The 19,991-nt window shown below is 41.0% G+C and carries 19 protein-coding genes; 4 read left to right on the top strand and 15 right to left on the bottom strand.

Annotated elements, in window-relative coordinates; all coding sequences use genetic code 11:
* Positions 1 to 37 precede the first annotated feature (37 nt).
* Positions 38 to 1,483 (bottom strand): glycoside hydrolase family 1 protein, encoded by a 1,446-nt coding sequence (locus NLX82_RS25010; protein WP_254349215.1) that lies wholly within the window; start codon positions 1,481 to 1,483, stop codon positions 38 to 40.
* A 21-nt stretch (positions 1,484 to 1,504) separates the two neighbouring features.
* The gene (locus NLX82_RS25005) at positions 1,505 to 1,945 is read right to left on the bottom strand and encodes a DMT family transporter (RefSeq protein ID WP_023988632.1); all 441 of its coding nucleotides are present in this window, start codon (positions 1,943 to 1,945) and stop codon (positions 1,505 to 1,507) included.
* Positions 1,946 to 2,291: 346 nt separating this feature from the next.
* On the opposite strand from NLX82_RS25005, the gene NLX82_RS25000 reads away from it, so the two are divergent.
* A complete protein-coding gene (locus tag NLX82_RS25000; protein ID WP_023988631.1) occupies positions 2,292 to 3,185 on the top strand; it encodes a LysR family transcriptional regulator in 894 nt (297 codons plus the stop codon).
* A gap of 980 nt (positions 3,186 to 4,165) precedes the next feature.
* Here NLX82_RS25000 and NLX82_RS24995 read toward each other — a convergent pair.
* Complete coding sequence (locus NLX82_RS24995) at positions 4,166 to 4,921, bottom strand: helix-turn-helix transcriptional regulator (protein WP_068938422.1); 756 nt, start codon at positions 4,919 to 4,921, stop codon at positions 4,166 to 4,168.
* A gap of 118 nt (positions 4,922 to 5,039) precedes the next feature.
* Here NLX82_RS24995 and NLX82_RS24990 point away from each other — a divergent pair, with 118 nt between their 5' ends.
* Positions 5,040 to 6,956, top strand: coding sequence for a right-handed parallel beta-helix repeat-containing protein (locus NLX82_RS24990; RefSeq protein ID WP_023988629.1), 1,917 nt, complete (start codon positions 5,040 to 5,042; stop codon positions 6,954 to 6,956).
* A 195-nt stretch (positions 6,957 to 7,151) separates the two neighbouring features.
* Here the strand turns inward: NLX82_RS24990 and NLX82_RS24985 are convergent, their stop codons facing one another.
* From NLX82_RS24985 to NLX82_RS24965, 5 genes are read right to left on the bottom strand one after another with little or no spacing between them, the layout of a single operon-like run.
* Positions 7,152 to 8,117, bottom strand: a complete 966-nt coding sequence (locus tag NLX82_RS24985) for a zinc-binding alcohol dehydrogenase family protein (RefSeq protein WP_023988628.1) — start codon at positions 8,115 to 8,117, stop codon at positions 7,152 to 7,154.
* Positions 8,114 to 8,749, bottom strand: a complete 636-nt coding sequence (locus NLX82_RS24980; RefSeq protein WP_023988627.1) for an ABC transporter permease — start codon at positions 8,747 to 8,749, stop codon at positions 8,114 to 8,116. Before NLX82_RS24980 ends, NLX82_RS24985 begins: the two co-directional genes overlap by 4 nt.
* On the bottom strand, positions 8,746 to 9,516 hold the full coding sequence (locus NLX82_RS24975) for an ABC transporter ATP-binding protein (RefSeq protein WP_025723011.1): 771 nt from the start codon (positions 9,514 to 9,516) through the stop codon (positions 8,746 to 8,748). The genes NLX82_RS24980 and NLX82_RS24975 overlap by 4 nt, the downstream gene beginning before the upstream one ends.
* 14 nt (positions 9,517 to 9,530) lie before the next feature.
* On the bottom strand, positions 9,531 to 10,442 hold the full coding sequence (locus NLX82_RS24970) for a glycine betaine ABC transporter substrate-binding protein (protein ID WP_023988625.1): 912 nt from the start codon (positions 10,440 to 10,442) through the stop codon (positions 9,531 to 9,533).
* A gap of 9 nt (positions 10,443 to 10,451) precedes the next feature.
* A complete protein-coding gene (locus tag NLX82_RS24965; RefSeq protein WP_023988624.1) occupies positions 10,452 to 11,108 on the bottom strand; it encodes an ABC transporter permease in 657 nt (218 codons plus the stop codon).
* 131 nt (positions 11,109 to 11,239) lie between these two features.
* On the opposite strand from NLX82_RS24965, the gene NLX82_RS24960 reads away from it, so the two are divergent.
* Entirely contained in the window at positions 11,240 to 11,593 is a 354-nt protein-coding gene (locus NLX82_RS24960) for a winged helix-turn-helix transcriptional regulator (protein ID WP_023988623.1), read from the top strand.
* 182 nt (positions 11,594 to 11,775) lie between these two features.
* Here NLX82_RS24960 and NLX82_RS24955 read toward each other — a convergent pair whose 3' ends face one another.
* Positions 11,776 to 12,108 carry a branched-chain amino acid transporter permease gene (locus tag NLX82_RS24955; RefSeq protein ID WP_023988622.1) on the bottom strand — a complete coding sequence of 111 codons (333 nt, stop codon included), beginning with the start codon at positions 12,106 to 12,108 and terminating at the stop codon, positions 11,776 to 11,778.
* Complete coding sequence (gene azlC, locus NLX82_RS24950; protein ID WP_254349214.1) at positions 12,089 to 12,820, bottom strand: azaleucine resistance protein AzlC; 732 nt, start codon at positions 12,818 to 12,820, stop codon at positions 12,089 to 12,091. Before azlC ends, NLX82_RS24955 begins: the two co-directional genes overlap by 20 nt.
* Before the next feature lie 107 nt (positions 12,821 to 12,927).
* On the opposite strand from azlC, the gene NLX82_RS24945 reads away from it, so the two are divergent.
* Entirely contained in the window at positions 12,928 to 14,319 is a 1,392-nt protein-coding gene (locus tag NLX82_RS24945) for an aminotransferase-like domain-containing protein (RefSeq protein WP_028541279.1), read from the top strand.
* A 224-nt stretch (positions 14,320 to 14,543) separates the two neighbouring features.
* Here NLX82_RS24945 and NLX82_RS24940 read toward each other — a convergent pair whose 3' ends face one another.
* From NLX82_RS24940 to NLX82_RS24920, 5 genes are all read right to left on the bottom strand, one after another.
* Positions 14,544 to 14,963 carry an ester cyclase gene (locus NLX82_RS24940; protein ID WP_071558739.1) on the bottom strand — a complete coding sequence of 140 codons (420 nt, stop codon included), beginning with the start codon at positions 14,961 to 14,963 and terminating at the stop codon, positions 14,544 to 14,546.
* A gap of 245 nt (positions 14,964 to 15,208) precedes the next feature.
* Entirely contained in the window at positions 15,209 to 15,562 is a 354-nt protein-coding gene (locus NLX82_RS24935) for a beta-xylosidase family glycoside hydrolase (RefSeq protein ID WP_053325447.1), read from the bottom strand.
* Between the two features lie 344 nt (positions 15,563 to 15,906).
* The gene (locus tag NLX82_RS24930; RefSeq protein WP_025723019.1) at positions 15,907 to 16,215 is read right to left on the bottom strand and encodes a hypothetical protein; all 309 of its coding nucleotides are present in this window, start codon (positions 16,213 to 16,215) and stop codon (positions 15,907 to 15,909) included.
* Positions 16,216 to 16,335: 120 nt separating this feature from the next.
* The gene (locus tag NLX82_RS24925) at positions 16,336 to 18,186 is read right to left on the bottom strand and encodes an ABC transporter ATP-binding protein (RefSeq protein ID WP_254349213.1); all 1,851 of its coding nucleotides are present in this window, start codon (positions 18,184 to 18,186) and stop codon (positions 16,336 to 16,338) included.
* Positions 18,179 to 19,942 carry an ABC transporter ATP-binding protein gene (locus NLX82_RS24920; protein WP_023988614.1) on the bottom strand — a complete coding sequence of 588 codons (1,764 nt, stop codon included), beginning with the start codon at positions 19,940 to 19,942 and terminating at the stop codon, positions 18,179 to 18,181. The genes NLX82_RS24925 and NLX82_RS24920 overlap by 8 nt, the downstream gene beginning before the upstream one ends.
* Positions 19,943 to 19,991 lie beyond the last annotated feature (49 nt).

The raw sequence follows: 19,991 nt of genomic DNA, 5'->3' as shown, positions 1-19,991 counted from the left end.
GATCCGGGGGTGCCTTCATCATTTAGTGATTCTCATCCTAATCGTTGGTGGTTCTATGAAGATCCTCGCCGTTTGTATCAATAACTTGCTTATACCAGTAAAAACTATCTTTATAATGGAATTGCCCATTTCCATTACCTTCATCATCATAGTCCACATAAATAAAGCCATATCTTTTGCTCATTTCAGCAGTACCTGCACTGATGATGTCGAAAGGGGCCCAGGTACAATAGGCAAAAACATCTGCCCCTTCATGTATTGCCTCTTTCAGTGCTGCAATATGCTCCTGGTGGTATTCGATGCGATAATCGTCATGAACTTTATTGTCCGCTGTTAAAACATCTTTAAATCCAAGACCATTTTCAGCCACCATCATGGGAACATGATACCTGTCCCAATACTTAGACATGCAGAGATATAATCCTGAAGCATTTATAGACCAGCCCCAGCGATTCGCTTTCAAATGGGGATTTTTCACAGTAGAGTTAGGGTCCATCGTATTCTCACTAGCTTTAACAGTATTTGACCAGTAATAAGAGACTGCAAGGAAATCGGCTGTATTGTTCCAAAGCAACTCTTTCTCCGATTCCGTAATTTCCAGCTGGATGTCATGGTCTTCGAAATACGTCAATGCATATTCTGGATACTCTCCTCGAATCAGAACATCGCTGTAGAAATATTGCATTCGATTCCGTCTGAAATTCAGTTCGACATCTGCAGGTTCACATGAATAAGGGGCGGTTAACGTATCGGCCAACATCATTCCCATTTGAAGGGATGGATTTAGCTTGTGCCCATACTCAGTAATCTTTGCAGAAGCAACGAATTGGTGATGAACCGCTTGAAACTGAGACTGCTCGTAATGATCAACTTTATCTTTCAGTATGCCAAGGGAGGCAAATGCCTCTTTGTGGACAAGGTTAATTTGATTGATAATGATCCAATATTTAACGGTTTGATGATATCTTTGCAGGACGGTTTCCCCATACTTCACGAAAAAATCAATCAGTTTCGGGTTTGTCCAACCGCCATATTGCTCAACCAAATTTAAAGGCATTTCATAATGGAAAATCGTGACGATTGGCTCAATATTTTTTTCTTTCATGTACTCAAATAATCGATCATAGAAGGCCAAACCCTGCTCGTTTGGAGCGGTATCATCTCCATTCGGAAAAATCCTGCTCCAAGAAATAGACAACCGCAATGTTTTTACATGCATGTCTGCTAACGCATCGATATACTCACGGTATCGTTCGTAGAAATGTACTCCTTGGCGCTTAGGGAAATAGTATGTCCCATGTTTGTATTTTTCGTATGTTTCTGAATCCATGTTATTAAAATGTAGATCAATAGGATCAGCTCCTGGAATAAACGGCTGAATATCAGCGGTACTTAACCCTCTTCCATCCCTGTGATGTGCACCTTCTACTTGATTAGCAGCAATAGCTCCTCCCCACAGAAAGTCTTTTCTTATTTTGCTCATGTACGTTTCCCCCAAATGTATTTAAAATTTTTGTACGATAAAGACTCCTGCAATTACCAAAAGAGCTCCCAATAATCGAGGAATATTCAAAGTGTGCATACTAGCACCAATTAATCCAAAATGATCAATGATCACCGACACGATTATTTGTCCAGCTAAAACGTATCCAACCGTAGCTGCTACTCCTATTCTGGGCATGAGAATGGTTGTCGCCAATACATAGAAAGCACCCAGTAGTCCTCCTGTCCACATCCACCAGGGAGCTTCAAACCATTCTTTTTTGAACAACGATCCTTTTACAAAAAAAGATATGATTATTAATGAGATGGCACCTACTGTAAAAGAAATGGCCGAAGCAACAATAGGTGATCCCACCACTGTCCTTAGCTGCGCATTAACACTAAATTGTGTAGGCAAGGCCATTCCTGCCAATAATGCGAAAATTATGAATATGATAGCCATGTATTTTCCCCTTTCTCTTACTTTGATCAATTAGCCAATCTGAAATTGAACGAAGTGCTTCAATAAATCGTTTATCCGATTTTAGAACCACGAGAAAAGAAAATACCAAAAGAACGGTTTCAAGTGTGTCCATTGCAAAAGTAATCCCGCCTCACAGTATTATCCCCTCTCAAATTCTGAAGATTGAATATCTCCTACAGATGAGTCAATAATATATCTTAAATATGGGAATACTAGATTGATCACCTTCTCAATTTATCGATTAATCATTGACAACCCGAGTATAATTCACGCAGTATAATAAGTAAAATTAATAATAAGTATAGGAGGTATACTAAATACTTATATGGATATTAATTATGAACTCTATAAGATCTTCTATATCACAGTAAAAGCTGGAAGTATGTCTAATGCGGCAAAGGAACTATTTACATCACAATCGGCAGTTAGTCAGTCCATAAAACTGCTTGAAAATAAGCTAGGTGGACAGTTGTTCCATAGAAGGGCACAAGGAGTGTCCCTTACTGCGGAAGGAGAGATATTATATCAATATGTAGAACAAAGCTATGAGTTATTACAGGCGGCTGAAAGAAAATTTTTGGAATTAAGGAATTTAGATGCTGGCCAACTAAGAATAGCCGTAAGCACAACAGCTTGTAGTAACTTCTTGATGCAATACCTAGAGACATTCTCCTTGGCTTACCCTAATATCGAGATTTATATCAAAGATCAATCTACTCATTCTACAATTAAGCAGCTAGAGTCAGGCGAAGTTGACATAGGAATCATCAATCTGAACGGAAGCAGAGATTCTCTGACGGTGATTGGAAAAATAGAAATACAAGATTGTTTTGTAGTAGGTGAGAGATTTAAAGAAATATGTGATAAACCAATATTCTTAAAAGAACTAGTAGTAAATTACCCGATCATTCTCATGCAGAAAGGACTTAATACAAGAAAATATATTGACAACTTTTTCACTTCATATGGCTTAAAAGTAATACCTAAAATAGAACTGAGTACCATGGAACTGTTAATTGAGTTTGCTAAAAAAGGTTTGGGCATATCGTGTGTAATCGAGGATTTTGTTCGCAGCGATTTGGATCAACAACAGCTATTCATAGTGCCCATCCAAGAAATCATACCTAAAAGGTTTTTAAGTATTGCTATCAAAAAAGACTTGCCCCTTTCTTCAGCAGCTCAGAAGTTTATTGAGCTTTTTCAAAGCTGCACAGTATAAATTTATAAATTGGGTTATCTATTAAAGAATTGTCTAAAAAAAGCTCACTAAGGGCTTCTTATTTGACAGTCAACGAACCTCGCTTCAACCGCTCCAGAATGAGGTCGTCTGCTCCTGCGACAACTGGATGGTCGGTATAGTGAGCATTAAATAGGTAGATATCTAATCGGCAATGGAATAATCAAGTTCTTGTCCTTGGCTCGGAGCATGAACTTGATTTCTTAAAACAAAAAAGCCGTCATTTAGGCGGCTCCTAATGCAACATGGCTTTTGTCATCCGACATTTTTTTATTAACTCAAAGCTCAAGTTTACCAACCAATTTTTTTGAATCAATCTCCTCGTTCCGACATGACGTACCAACCGCAGTGCCCTTCGGCTGTTAAAAGTATAAATTTTTAGAAAATTCATAACTTTGGAACTATTTTTTTTCACAAAATTTAATGAACCGAAAACACAAAATAGCAAGTCTCTAAGTTGACAGAGACTTGCTATTTTTAAGTTTTGGCGACTTGACCCTTAAGAATGAAGTGAATACTGCCACAGCGAACGTACCGAAAACATTTGTTGTGTGATGTATACTGTGTACGAATCGAATCGTTTTTGTTGCCGAGCGCATCACAACCGAGTGAGCTTCTACCCTGTGACCAGACAGGAAACGAACCCTTTGAAACCACTCACCAGATATTCTGATAAGCCCTCGTAAATCACGGCTTTTAGATGACAAGGGATTGCCGCACCTGTTCACATAACCGATTTAAAATGGTGTGCGTCATGTAGAAAAATTCTTGGTAATTGGATGGCTGCGTTTATGGATTTTCTAATTTATTGCTAGCAAAACTTTGGATTAGAAGGATCGTAAATTATGATCTGAAGATTGTTGAGAATTAATGATTATATTTTCAACATAATCACCAGCTAGTTTAAGCTGAAGGTCAACAAAGTGCTCAACGCATTCACCTTATGCTTATGCCGTTCTTCTTTAGTCCATTGCTCGATATTCTCTAGGCGCTCTCCTGGTTATTTCCTTGAAGTTACGATGAAAGGTTCTTAAATTGTTATAACCACACTTGATTGCAACTTCACCAATCGCCTGCTGGGAATTTTTCAGCAAATAGCATGCCTGTGAAATCCGATAATGATTTAAGTAGTCCGTGAAGGTCATGTTCATTTGTTGGGCAAACAACTTTGATAGATAAGGATAGTCATACTGCAGATGTTTTGCAATGTCTTTTAATGTGCAATCAGTAGAATAACTTTCCTCTACATAAAGCAGCATCTTATAGAGCACCTTTGTCTGAGGTGATTGCTTAACTAGGGTAAACGATTTCTGATTTATCAGATCAGCACAAACAGCATATAAAAAACTTTTCTGGCTATAGATTGAATTCAGCTTACTAAAATCAATAGCTCTCTCCAAATGCAATGCACTGTCATTTGGAATTAAGCCTTTTAAATTCATAAAAAAGTCGCCGATCAACTCTGGCGAAAAAAGGATGATTGTAATATTAGAGTAATCGATGGTCTTAAATTCATGCATTTGATTTATAAAGATAAAGACCAGATCATTTTCCTTCAAAAGATACTCTTTTTGATCAATGGATACATATAGCTGTCCATCATTAACATAGATCATTTCATATGCGCGGTGAAAATGAAGGGGAAAGCTATAATTCTTCAAAGGAAAAAAATGAAAGAATTCTTCCCCCTCCATTCCATGTTTTTCAAATAAGACCATACAACTCTCCTTTGCCAGAACACTAATATTGTCTTAAAGTGTACTATATTTTGGATAGAATTAACAAATATTATTTCCTATAATAAAATAAATTGAATTTAAAGGAGGATATAAGACTATGGAGTATCACGTAGCAAAAACTGGTTCAGATCACGGCCAGGGGAGTCAGGAAGATCCATTTCTGACAATCAATAAAGCAGCTTCTGCTGCTGTGGCAGGAGACACGGTTATTGTCCATGGAGGGGTATATCGTGAATGGGTAAAACCAAAATTTAAAGGATTAAGCACCAAGAGAAGAATTACTTATCAAGCTGCAAAAGGTGAAAAAGTAATCATTAAAGGCTCTGAGCATATTCAAAGTTGGCAGCATGCAGAAGGGAATGTTTGGAAGGTTGTATTGCCGAATGAGTTTTTTGGTAACTATAACCCATATGCTCTTGAAGTGTCCGGAGATTGGCTCGTAACAATTGAGGAAACCAAGCATTTAGGAGACGTTTATTTAAACGGTATGTCTTTTTATGAAGTCAGCCGCTTTAAACAACTGATCGATCCGAAGGTTACAACAGAAGTATTGGACCACTGGACAAGAAAAATGGTTCCTGTTCATAATCAGGAACAGACAAAATATGTCTGGTTTGCAGAAGTGAATGCTGATAATACAACCATATATGCGAATTTCCAAGGCGCTGATCCGAACAAAGAATTTGTTGAGGTTAACGTTCGCAGATCTTGTTTCTATCCCCAAGATACAGGGATTGATTATATTACAGTAAGAGGCTTTGAAATGGCGCAGGCCGCAACACCATGGGCACCTCCGACAGCGGATCAGCCTGGACTGCTTGGTGCCAATTGGAGCAAGGGTTGGATTATTGAAAACAATATCCTTCACGATGCAAAATGCAGCGCCATCAGTATTGGTAAAGAAGCCTCCACCGGGCATAATTATCGCTCCGTCCGGAAAGACAAACCCGGATACCAGTACCAGCTTGAATCTGTCTTTTCTGCTAAACGTAATGGCTGGTGCAAGGAAAAAATCGGCTCCCATATTATCCGTAATAATACGATTTATGATTGCGGTCAAAATGGAATTGTGGGTCACTTAGGCGGTGTATTTAGTGAAATTCATCACAACCATATATATAATATTGCTCTGAAACGTGAATTCTACGGTCACGAAATTGCAGGAATCAAGCTCCATGCAGCCATAGATGTCCAGATTTATCATAACCGTATCCATGACTGCTCTTTAGGATTATGGTCAGATTGGCAGACACAGGGAACAAGGATTAGTAAGAATTTATTTTATAGCAATAATCGCGATTTGTTTGTTGAAGTAAGCCATGGGCCATATATCGTTGATCACAATATAATGGCTTCTGAATATTCTCTGGACAATGTGTCACAGGGTGGAGCTTACATAAACAACCTAATCTGCGGTAAGATGAATCATTGGAAAGAAATGACACGTTCTACACAGTATCACCTCCCCCACAGCACCAAAATCGCAGGTTTTTCTTTTATTTACGGCGGTGATGACCGTTTTTATAATAATATTTTCATTGGAGCTGATGGATTAGAAGGTGTCGGAACGTCCCATTATAAAAACCACACGGCTTCTTTAGAAGAGTATATTGAAAACGTGCACAAAAATCCCGGAGACGCTGAAATATTTAACTTGGTGGAACAACCTGTTTATATTAATAACAATGCGTATTTGGCCGGAGCAGAACCGTTTGAAAGAGAAAAAGATAAGATAGTTGACAAAAGCTTTCATCCAAACTTCAGAATAGTTGATAAGGGAGAAGAAGTTTATCTTTCCTGTGAATTACCGGAAAATTTCGATGTTTTTCTAGGTGAAGTACATTCAACAGCAACATTAGCACGGGTACGTATCGTTGACGCTGAATTTGAGCGCCCCGATGGTAGTGAAGTGATCCTGAATACTGATTTGTTGGATATGCAGAGAGTAGAAAAGTCTCCAATAGGGCCGATTACACTTTTGAAAAAAGGTAAAAATTATATTAAAGTTTGGTAATCCCTTATTGAAAAAGCTTTACACCTCTATAAATTATGGTGTAAGGCCTCTTTCACTGATATCGCTTGAATATTTTTTCAAATATAAGATTTTTGAATTTAATTTTATTAATGATCTGGCACATTTAGGCTTGCATCACGTTCTAGAGAACATCAACAACGATGTGTCCTACCCTTGAAATCTTAATCTTCTGAACTAATCGTTCAAAATTACGATCTTACCATTCGCATCATTACTCTCCATTAAAAGATGAGCTTCTCGGATTTCTTCTAGCTTGAAAACTTTAGCAATCGGCGGAACAATTCCATGTTCTTTAATATGATTGAACAGGTCGATTAGTACGTTTTCTTTGATAACTTCACTTGTAAATGCCGTAAAATAAACACCTGTCGGTATATCAATTAACGGTTCAAAGGAATCAAGTGTCCATTCATTTCCCAGTATCCCTGACATGCATAAGGTCCCTTGCTCTGAAACCAGTTGCAATGATTCCTTTATTGTGACGGTGCCGACCAACTCCAGGACCTTGTCTACGCCATTTGGAGCGATTTTATAAACTTCTTTTGTAAAATACTCATCATCGAGTAAAGCAAAGTCTGCTCCAGCCTGCTGAAGATATGCTAGCTTTCCGTTGTTCCGAGTGGTTGATATGACTGTGGCGCCTGTACTTTTTGCTAGCTGAAGGGCAGCCAGACCAACAGAACTCGTCCCACCGCGAATGAGAAGCACTTCGTCAGCAGTTAATTGGAGACATTCGAATAAGGACGCATACGCCGTATAATACATTTCTGGAATTGCAGCGAGCTCAGTCCATTTCATTTCAATTGGAATGGAATAAACCTGTTTTGAAGGAATCAAAACATATTCAGCATAACTTCCATCAAATTCTCGGCCTAATCCCCCCATTAATGAAGCAACACGCTCCCCTTTTTGAAATGTGCTGTCAGATGGATCTTCGATCTGCCCTATGCATTCAATACCAATAATCCGTGGGAATTTGACGGATAGGGAATGTCCCTGTCTTGTAAACATTTCAGAGCGGTTTATTCCAAAAGCTTTGATCTTAACAAGTACCCAACCTGGTTTAACTTTGGGGATTGGAACTTCTTTTATCTTTAGTTCTTCAGGTTTACAGGCCCTTTCCAGTACAACAGCCTTCATAAAAGTGATCTCCCCGATCCAATGTAGATTCGTTTTTCAAACTGAATGAATACTGCATTCGTTCCAATAGCGAGACACGCTGACAATACACTTCCCCACAGAATCTTATCTATATTCATGGTTCGTAAGCCATCATTTAATATCGAGCCTAATCCGCCTGCATTTATAAATGCTGCTATAGTCGCCATTCCAACCGTAGATACGGATGCTAGCCTTAATCCTGTAAAAAGAGCTTTGATGGCCAAAGGCACACGAACATGAAGCAATACCTGAATACGGCTCATACCAAGCCCAGTGGCTGCCTCAATAATAGACTGTTCAACATGATTCAAACCTGCAATAAACTGACGTAGTAGGATATATTGGTTATATGCTATGAGCACGGTAATCGCTGTCGTTTTACCCAAACCTGTCACGGGGATCATGATTGCGAACAGGGCCAAGCTGGGAATTGAATAAAGAATCGAAAAGATATAAATGAGTAACCTGGATATCGTTTCTGAAGTCAGGGCTAAAATTGTTAAGAGTACTGTGACGACAATGGAGATCAGCATGATCACAATTAGCATCTCCACATGCTCCAGTAATGCAATTCCTAACTTATCCGGATGCTTAATGGCATATTCGATCACTTTAACCCCTCCCAGAAACGTTCTTGCTCTCTTGAAGATTGAATAAGCGATGCGACAAATTCATCTGCGGGATGAGCAACAATTTCTCTTGGCGTATCAAACTGACAGGCTTTACCTTGATTCATGATTATTACCCTGGTTCCCAGCTTAAATGCTTCATTGATATCATGCGTTACGAATAGGAAGGTTTTCTTAACTCCCCCATGAATCCGCAGAAGTTCATCCTGCAAATTTAGACGAGTCATGGCGTCTATGGCTCCAAAAGGTTCATCCAATAACATTGTATTAGGATTTGTTGCTAAGGCCCTAGCTAGTCCAATTCTCTGTTGCTGACCTCCCGATAGTTGAGAAGGGTAACGATTTAGGTAGTTTACTGGATCTAACCCAACCAAAAGTAACAATTTGTGCACCATTTCATCCACCTTCGTTTTTTCCCATTTCAAAAGCCGGGGCACAGTAGCAATATTTTGTCCAATGGTCATATGAGGAAACAAACCCACTTGCTGAATAACATAGCCAATCCTTCTCCGTAGCGCTACAGGATCAATTTCAGCAATGTCATCACCAAATAGTTTTATCTTCCCTTGGGTAGGTTCAATTAAACGATTTACCATTTTCAATAGTGTGGTTTTTCCTGATCCGGACGAACCCAGTATGGTTATAAATTCGCCTTCCCTAATAGACAGATTGACATGATCAACAGCTAAGTCATTGGAGTTTGCGTATGTTTTGCACACATTTTGGAATTCAATTGCTATAAGACTCATGTTATCCCCCACACTCATTTAATTGAGTCATAAAATTCTTTTGCCACATCTTCATATTCTTTTTTATCCACGTCCACTTTTGCATTCAAGGCGGTTACCGTTTCCGTATCCAGCGCCGCACTCACCTTATTAATAACCTCAGCTATCTCTGGATTTGTATCCAGCACATTATCACGAACAACAGGAGCCAAGTTATACGGAGGCCATACTTGTTTGTCATCTTTCAACAGTGTGAACTGATCTTTATTAACTAGTTGCCCTTCTGTTGTGTAAGCTGGGGCAACATCCGCTTCATTGTTTTTAAGCACTTCATATTTCAAGCTGTTATCATATACTTTAGATGACTTCCAATTGAACTTACCATACACTTTCTCTAGAGCTGGAATTCCGTCTGCACGTTGGTCAATTTCTCCTTGTGAGGCGAATCGAAGCTTACTTACATGTTTTTGTAGATCAGTAATTGTAGTAATTCCTAGATTTTTAGAAACTTCCGAACGAATAACAAGTCCTGCTCCATCATTTGCTTTAGAGTAATCTAGCCAAGTAATTTTAAATTGCTTTTTATATTCTTCCTTAACTTTCTTATAAACCGTGTCAGGATCAGTGAGCATATCTACTTTCAATATGGATAATAAACCGGTACCTGTATATTCTGGATACATATCGATATCGTTGTTAACAATAGATGAATGGATAACGGAGCCCGCAATATTGGGTACTCGCTCTACCTTATATCCCGCACCCTCTAAAGCCAAAGCGTAAAGTTCACCCACAATCAAATTCTCAGTAAAATCTTTCGTACCGATCCGTATCGTTGCTGCTTTATCTTCAGCATTTTCTGTTTTATCACCACATGCACTTAAAATGAGCGACAATACAAGAAAAATTGAAATTGAAAAATACAGTTTTCTCTTGTTTCTAGACATATCTTTTACCTACCTTTTCAAAAATCTATATTTAAACAAAATACGCTCGGACATATCAAGCATTACCCCGACTGTAATTGCTAAAATTCCCACCGAAAACCCACCAATCAAAAGTAAATCCACTCGATTAAGTCCTAAACCAGTAAAGATGATTTCCCCTAATCCACCCGCTCCTATTTTGGCAGCCAGGGTAGCACTCGCAATGACCTCAATGGCAGCTATTTTAATCCCTGTCAGAATCATTGGCGCAGCTAATGGGAATTTGACTCGCCACATTACCTGTTGTTCTGACATACCCACTCCATGAGCAGCTTCAAGCAAAAAAGAGGGAACAGACTCTAAACCGGCTATCATATTCATTAATATAGGAGGAATTCCCAACAGTACCAGGGCAATTAAAGCTGGTTTTGTTCCCGTCCCCATAATAGGGATTAGAAGGAGTAGAACAGCTAAACTAGGCATAATTCTTAGAACTTGGAACAAGGATACGATCCATTTCTCTGTTCGTTTGTACTTACAGGTTACATAACCCAACACAATTCCAATGGAGGCAGAGCAGAGTAAAGCTAGTAAACTTATTATTATATGCTCTTTCCCAGTAGCTAAAAAAACATGCATGTTATTTGAAAAGTAGGCTGTTAATTGCATCCATAAGCTGTCATTCAAGGTTTCTCCACCTTTCGTTTAATTTGCTTTTTCCTCGACCGCTTTATAATATAAGCAATATAATCGTTTTGAAAGTAGGCACCTTTTTATTAGATAGGAACCAAAAAGTAACTATTGGAGGATTAGACCGAATGATTACAAAAAAAGAGTTGCCTCTTTGTCCGGTGGCGACAACGGTTGGACTTATAGGAAACAAATGGAAGTTGCTAATAATGAGAGACCTTTTGAAAGGAACCAAACGTTTTGGTGAACTTCGTAAAAGTATTCCAGAAATCAGTCAAAAAGTTCTAACAGAAAATTTGCGGTCTATGGAAGAGGATGGTATCGTCATTCGAACCGTGTATGCCGAAGTACCACCTAGAGTCGAATACAGCTTGAGTGATTTAGGGAATACTTTAAGACCCATCATTAATGTTATGGAAACGTGGGGTTTGGAATATCATAAGCTCAATGAGGAAATTCCTCGTAACATGAAGGATTCTTAAAAAACTGAGCCCGATTAAGTGTTTTGAGGACGAGAATGACAAGCCTTTGAATATTTTAAAAACAACGGAGGACTAAGGTTAACATTAGTCCTCTTGGGTATTGTTCGTGCAACTGATAGTCACTCCAACTATTTTGTGTAAAGTTTCAATAGCTAACCTGCAACAACGGAGATGATCAACTTTTAGAATATAAATTGGACCAGGAACATATAGAGCAGTGTACCGCCAGCGATGGATATCAGCATGTTTCTTCTCCAGAGATGCAGCATAATAATGACGACAATGGAAATCAATTCGGCCACACCATGAGACCCAGAGAAAAAAGTGACATCCTTAACACTGTAAATGACCAGCAGTCCTAAAGCTGCCGAGGGAAGCACTTTGCCGAGATACTGTACATATTTAGGTGTGGGACGTCCCGAAGGGAACAAAATAAATGGAATAAATCGGGTCATTATCGTTCCCAAGACGACCATTCCTATCGTTGTGATGTTCTCAAACAAAGTCATGGACATCGTGTCTCTCACCTGTCTTTCTATCTAGTGATTTTCTCATGAAGGAGAGCACGATAAGAAGACCTATCATAGATGGAACGATGAAATTTTCGCTATTAAAAATAAGCAGGCAAAGGACCGAAATTCCCAAACCCAACAATGCACTATGATGTGTGCTCTCTTTCATCCATTGTTCAATAAAGATCACAACAAAGAGCGCTGTCATCACAAACTCAAGCCCCTCCATATTAATGCGCACCAGAGATCCGAAAAATCCACCAATGGCAGCGCCAAATACCCAGTAGCTATGATTAAGCAGAGTTACGAAAAACATATACCATCCCTTGTCCACTTCTTTGGGAATGTTTGCAGTGTAATTAATTGAAAACGATTCATCACATAGTCCAAAAATTAGATAGAACTTTTTGAATCCTTTGCCTCTGTATTTTTCAAGCATGGATATGCCATAAAATAAATGCCGGGCGTTCACCATTAAGGTCATTAGCAAGGCACCTAGTGGATTGAACGGACCGAGCAGTAAATGCACTGCAACAAATTCCATGGATCCGGCAAAAATAAATAGGGCCATAAGGATCGCATACCCCGCACCAAAGCCAGATATATTCATAAGAATGCCGTAGGCAATCCCTAGAAACAAGAATCCAGCCAGTATGGGAAGTGTGGAAGGGAAAGCTGATTTAAAGGCCAATTGAAGCTTACTTCTGTGTATCATCGTTGCTACATCTCCTTGACAAGATTACATTTCTTCGTTAGTTTAGCAATGTAAATCCATACAATCAATGATACAATTGTATGCATTACAATATTGTGAGGTGTGCTATGCCATTTAATTCGTTTGAACATTATCCGATGTCGTGGAAACCTGACAGGGATAGATTGCAACGACCGCTTTATCGCTCTCTCGCCCTATTGCTGGAACATGACATCAGACATGGCTTTTTGGCTCCGGGTACAAAACTTCCCCCTCAGCGGGAGCTGGCCGATTTTTTGGATGTGAACTTCACAACGATTACACGCGCATACAAGCTTTGCGAGCTTAAAGGATTAATTCATGGTGTGACCGGAAACGGCACCTTTGTTTCAGCCAACGCGGCTCGGTCGGTCACCATTTCAAAAGATCCATCCTCAAACGTACATATTGACCTTGGTTTTGTTGCCTCATTTGAGCAAACCAATGATCTGGTTACTGAGGCCTTAAAGCACGTGGTAGAGAAAAGTTATCTGGAACAGCTATTGAATTACAATGATCCTGCAGGTATCCCGCATCATAAACTGGCTGCTCTCAATTGGATGAAGGCTTTTGGCATCCAGGCCGATACTGAACATATGGCGATCGTTTCAGGAGCCCAAAATGCATTAGCTATTACACTCTTAGCACTGTTTGAACCCGGGGACCGAATTGCGGTTGACCAGTATACGTATGCCAATTTTATTGAAGTATCCAAAATGTTTCGTATCAAACTAGTTCCCATTTCAGGGGATGAGTATGGTATGTTACCTGAAGCTCTGGAAGACCAATGTTCTCAATCGAATTTACATGGTGTGTTTTTAATGCCTTCCTGCGCTAATCCCACGACCATTGTAATTCCGGAAAAGCGAAAAAAAGAATTAGCTCAGGTCATTCAAAAACATCATTTGATCCTGATTGAGGACGACATTCATGCCTTTTTGTCAGCGGACATTATAGATCATTATGGTCAGCCGATGTATCAGCTGCTCCCTGAACAAACGGTTTATATTTGTAGCACCGCCAAATCCATCTGCTCAGGTCTTCGAGTGGCCTATATCGTGTTTAACGAAGCATTCAAAGACACAATGATGAAGGCCATATACAACGTCAACGTCAAAACATCCTCTTTGGACGCAGAGATCGTAACTGAGCTGATTCTGTCAGGAAAAGCAAATATGATTGTTACGAAGAAAAAACAATTGGCCGAGACAGCCAACCAGTTATTTGCTGAATTCTTCCCAAATACTCTCCACGGGGGACATCCACTGAGTTTTTATCGATGGCTACGTTTACCAAAAGTTATGCACGAAGCTTATTCTGAAGGTTTTTTTCTGGAAAAAGGGGTTCGTGTATTTCATTCCAATCGATTTCTGAGCGGTGGGAATGCAGAAGAAAATTATCTAAGAGTAGCGCTTTCATCCACTAGTTCTTTAGAGGAATTAAGAAGAGGATTAGAGATTTTAAGAGAGAGCCTCGAATGAATTGATGTCTTGATGCGTATAGCTACATTCAAAGGCTCAGGCATTATTTTATTTATATTTCATAACAAAGTACGAATGTTCACAGCACAAACAGTGTATGTCTTTTATTCGTCTAAAATGGAAAGCTTCCCTATGTAGCTTCCATTTTAGACGAACATTTGTCCTACTTAGCTACATATCCATCGAACAAAGAACACCATCAGATGTCGTATTGAAATGAACCTCTACGAACTTGGAACAGCGCCAATTTGTTGAAGTAATCCAAGCATATCGGGTTGACCATATTCTTCTACAATTTGCCCATCAGAGAATCGATAAAAATTCATCGCTTGAACCTCGATGGTTTTCCCTGTTGGAGGAAAACCGAAGAAACTGCCTTGGTGCGTACCTCGCATAATGAATCGCGCAGCCACCTTATCGCCTTCAGCAACCATCTCCTTCAGTGTCCATTGGATATCAGGGAAGCCAGTTCGCATCATTTGGATAATTGCAAGATATCCATCCGGTCCCTTCATCGCATCTTCCCGTGCTGGGACATAGAAAATCGCATTTGGGGCAATAAGTTCTTCTGCTAGCTTTACGCTAGCCGTATTTATGAACTCTGTAAACCGGTGCATCTGTTGTTTATTCGCTTCAATTGTCATTCTCAAATTCCTTTCAAAATTTTTTATCCTTTTCGTTTCGTGCCCATCACCATTGAAGTAAAAGGTTCCTGCTTGATCAGTAAATCTCCCTCACACATCAATATCATAATTGATAACTAAAGACTTCAAAGTTACAATATTAATTTAACCTAGGTTTTCAAATTCATAATAAGTTCGCTCGTGTTTTTTGTGAAGTAGGCACCTTAATGTTCTATAGTAACCATTTGGTAACTAATAATACTTATTTATTCATTCATTTCATCAACGTTATATTCGAAAAAATCAAAATCAGCATATTGTTGATGTTTAACACGATCGGCACAGGTCAAGCCAACAAAACTACCTGTAAACTCACCATACTTGCTATATTCATCAGAGAATATCGTGGTATCTAAGCCAATTCCAATAGCTTCATATTCTTTACCGTCATAACTCCTGAGCGACTGAAAATGTGTTCCTGCATAAAAGCGAAGCGTATACGCAATATTGCTGTAGGACGTAATCGGATTGTTCGCTGCCTGGTCCACATCCTGGGAGTTTACCGTCAACGGTTGTTCGCTAATTTTCCAGCTTGAACTGCCTCCCGTAATGAGAAACAACGAAATATCTCTAACATAGCATACGTCCCCCCTTTCGTTGATCCAGCTGTTAAGTCTCTTAGCATCCAGCCAATGAATATGTATTTTGTGGTTATGGATTGTTCTTACCAGTATATTGACATATCAGGTCTTCCGTCTTCTTCACATCTGCCAATAAGAGGCGATCAGCGGATGAAGTCTACCATTTTGTAGCTTTACTATGTCCACTGCAGTTACGTGGTTAACAAAAATGCTGACATCTATGTAACTCGATGTCAGCAGTCAGAAATCAGCACTGTCCATTGCTGTAAAGATACACTACGAAGTCAATAACCTTCAGCAGAATAAAAATAGTGAGTAGTTCTTCACCCATCCACCACATCTGCTTGCAAATCTGTTGCAATTTCAATCATCTTAGGCACGACAGCCTCATCGGAAATAGCCACATACACATCCCCCATGTAATGGCGAAAAGGTATTTCTACGTCAGCATACTTCCACATGAAAAAATCTCCCTCAATCGACATGGTGCTCTCAGCACCTTGTATAATAAGCACTCGTGAATACGAAAAGTCTGGCTGGGATGCAAAGTAATCTTTGCACTCCTCCAGGGAAATGGATTGCTCCACCGGACTTTCCTGCATGGAACGGGTGATTCGAAAACGCTGGTTCATTGATCTGCCTCCACAATTATGATTAAGAAATTCTGGCTTTCATACCTTATAATGTCCACATGCTGATGTCAATGCTGATGGAACTATATGGATATTTATTATGTTTTCAAGCAGTTACTTTTAGGATGCATGTTCAAACTGACTGTTGTATAGATCAGCATAGAAGCCGCCTTTAGCCAGCAATTCCTCATGGTTACCCATTTCGATAATGTCACCATCCTTCATGACCAGAATCAGATCCGCATTCTTGATCGTCGAAAGTCGGTGAGCAATCACAAAGGAGGTTTTCCCCACAGTCAGCTGGTCCATCGCTTGTTGAATCAGCAATTCCGTACGCGTATCAACCGAGCTTGTGGCCTCATCCAGAATGAGCATGGGTGAATCTTCAATCATCGCTCTTGCAATGGTAATCAATTGCTTTTGACCGGCGGAGAGATTGGCTTTGTCGTCCAGCACTGTATCATAGCCCTGCGGCAGTGTTTTAATGAAGCTGTGCAGCCCCACCGCTCTACTAGCAGCTTCCACCTGCTCATCGGTAACATGATCTTTGGAAAAGACGATATTTTCACGAATCGTTCCTTCGAACAGCCAGGTATCCTGAAGCACCATACAGAATAATTCATGAATATTCTCACGCGTTAATTGGCTAATCGGGGTTCCGTCAATGTAGATTTCTCCATCGTTCAGCTCATAAAACCGCATGAGCAAATTCACGAGCGTGGTCTTACCGGCGCCTGTCGGACCGACAATGGCAATTTTCTGACCAGCTTCAGCTTTCATGGAGAAGTCCTTGATAATCATACGATCTGTATTATAGCCGAAACGGACATGTTTGAATTCGACATCCCCTTTGGCGGTGTCCATCTTTATGGTCTTGTGACGCTCATCTGCCAATTCTTCTTCACCCAGAAATTCGAATACACGTTCACTGGCGGCAGCCGCCGACTGCAGATTGGTTGCGGCCTGTGCCAGCTGCGACAAGGGCTGTGTAAACAGACGAATATACACCATGAAGGCGACAATAGTTCCGATAGTTATAGTCTGTTGGTTGACCAGCAAAGCTCCCACGACACAAACCGCGACATAACCAAAATTTCCAATGAACATCATGACTGGCATCATCAGACCAGACATGAACTGGGACTTCCATGCATTTGTATATAGGCGGCTGTTAATGCCATGAAACACTTCCTTGGCTGCTTGTTCCCCGTTATATACCTTGACTACGTTATGACCAGCATAGGTTTCTTCGATATGACCGTTGATCTGGCCAAGCTCCGCTTGCTGTGCTACAAAGTATTTCTGTGAATGCTTCATAATCACGCTCATCAGGCAAAAGCCGATCAGCGTAGCTACAATTCCGGTAATGGTCATGATCCAGTTTGTATAAAGCATCATAATCAAGGCGCCCACGAAGGTAGCCAGTGCACCGACAAGCGTGCCGAGACTGTTGTTTAACGTTTGTCCGATGGTATCGACATCGTTGGTTACGCGGCTAAGCACATTACCGTAACTCGTAGAGTCAAAATACTTCAAAGGCATATGATCGATTTTTCGAGACAGCTCTGTCCGCATCTTCTTTGTAAGACGCTGTGAGACGGTTGCTGTAATGAAGCCCTGGAAATAGTTAAAGATAAGACCAAATCCATATAGAAGCGCCAATACAAGAACAATCTTCTGAACAGCACTTACATCAATCCCGGTTACGATTCCTTCCTGAATCAGGTTGGCAATATCACTGAGCTTATCCGGGCCAATCACGTTGAGGGTGGAGCCGACCAGGGCCAGTACCATAGCTAGTACAATCATAGGCACATAGGCCTTGCTGTAGGATACAAGCTGGCTGATGGTCTTTTTAAAATTATTCGCTTTTTCACCAGCACCCTTGCCCCCCGCAGGGCCTTTACCCATGGGACCTTCCTGATTCATTTTCATTTGCTGGCTGTCGACGGTGTGTTCATTCTTATCCATGTATGAGTTCCTCCTTCGAAAGCTGCGAATATGCGATCTCCTGATAGGTGCTGCAGTTCGTCATCAGCTCTTCATGCGTGCCGCTCCCTACAATCTCTCCCTGGTCCAGCACGATAATCCGATCAGCGTCTTTGATCGTACCTATGCGCTGACCAACGATAAGTGTCGTAGCGTGGCCGGTTTCTTTTTTGAGAGCGGAGCGCAGAATCCGGTCTGTTCTGTAGTCTAGTGCCGAGAAGGAATCATCGAAAATATAAATCTCCGGCTGACGGTAGATGGCACGCGCAATGGACAGCCGCTGCTTTTGACCACCGGACACATTCGCTCCACCTTGCGAAATTCTACCCTGATATTGACCATCCATTTTTTCGACAAACTCCGTTCCTTGAGCAATACCAACGGCTTCTTTGACAAGTTTCTCCGAAGCTCCTGCTCTTCCGTTATCACCGTACGAAACGTTGGATACGACCGTACCGTTGAACAGTACAGCTCTCTGAGGAACATACCCGATTTTGTTATGGAGTGCCTGCTGATTATAGTTCCTGACATTCACACCGTCCACGAGTACCTCTCCCTCGGTCACATCATAGAAACGGGGAATCAGATTGATCACGCTGGTTTTGCCGCTGCCTGTAGCGCCAATAAAGGCAACCGTCTCGCCTCGTTTCGCCGTGAAGCTGATGTTGCGAAGCACGGCCTCCTCCGCGTCCGGATATTTGAAGCTGACATTACGGAATTCCACTTGCCCCATAACGCTCTCTTCTCCAGTCGTCTCATGCCCATTAACGATGCTGGATTCGGTATTCAAAACCTCCATGATCCGTTTGGCAGAGATCGAGGCGCGAGGCATCAGGATGAATATCATACTTACCATCATAAAGGCCATAACCACCTGCATTGCATAAGAGGAGAATACGACCATATTGGAGAACAGCGTGATGCGGTCTGGTACGGCCGCCCCGTTAATCAGGTAAGCGCCGATCCAATAGATAGAGACACTCAGACCTGACATAATAAAGGTCATACCTGGGCCAATCATCGTCATTAAACGGTTCGCAAACAGGTTTGTATTCGTCAACTCGACGTTAGCCTGCTCGAACTTCTCCTGCTGATACTGATCTGCATTATAAGCGCGTACTACCCGAAGTCCGATCAGATGCTCACGTGTTACCCTGTTCAGATTATCGGTGAGACGCTGGATTCTCTGGAAACTTGGAAGAGCGAAAACAACAATGACACTTAGCATCAGGATCAGAGCAGCCACGGCCGCTCCTGTGGAGGCGGTCCACTGCCAGTTTTTATCTGCAATCTTCACAATGGCCCACACGGCCAGAATCGGTGCCTTGATGATCACCTGCAGCCCCAGCGCAACCACCGTTTGAATCTGCGTAACATCGTTCGTGGAGCGGGTAATGAGGCTTGCCGTCGAAAAGTTGTTCATCTCTTCCATCGAAAAGGATAAGGTCTTGTCAAAGACCATCGCACGCAGACGCATAGCCAGCCCTGCAGCCACCTTTGCCGCGAAATAGCCCACAATAATAGATGCAATCATACTGCCGACGGCACAAAACAACATGTAACTGCCGGGAATCAGCAGTTCGGACACAGGCGTTCCTTCCGTTTGCAGCTTGGTCGTAATTTCCGCCATATAATCAGGTAGCTTCAGATCAAGCCATACCTGCACAACGATGAAGGCTAGGCTGCAAACCACAAGCATCCATTCATTTTTCTTGAGATATTTGAATATCTTTAGCATTCTGTTGCTCTCCTTTTATCTGATAGTCTTTGATGCTTGGTGAAGTATG

This window comes from Paenibacillus sp. A3M_27_13, assembly GCF_024213315.1.
In the GTDB taxonomy this organism is placed as follows: Bacteria; Bacillota; Bacilli; order Paenibacillales; family Paenibacillaceae; genus Paenibacillus; species Paenibacillus polymyxa_B.
Note: the sequence above shows the minus strand (reverse complement) of the source record. Positions and strands in the feature narration are given on the sequence as shown.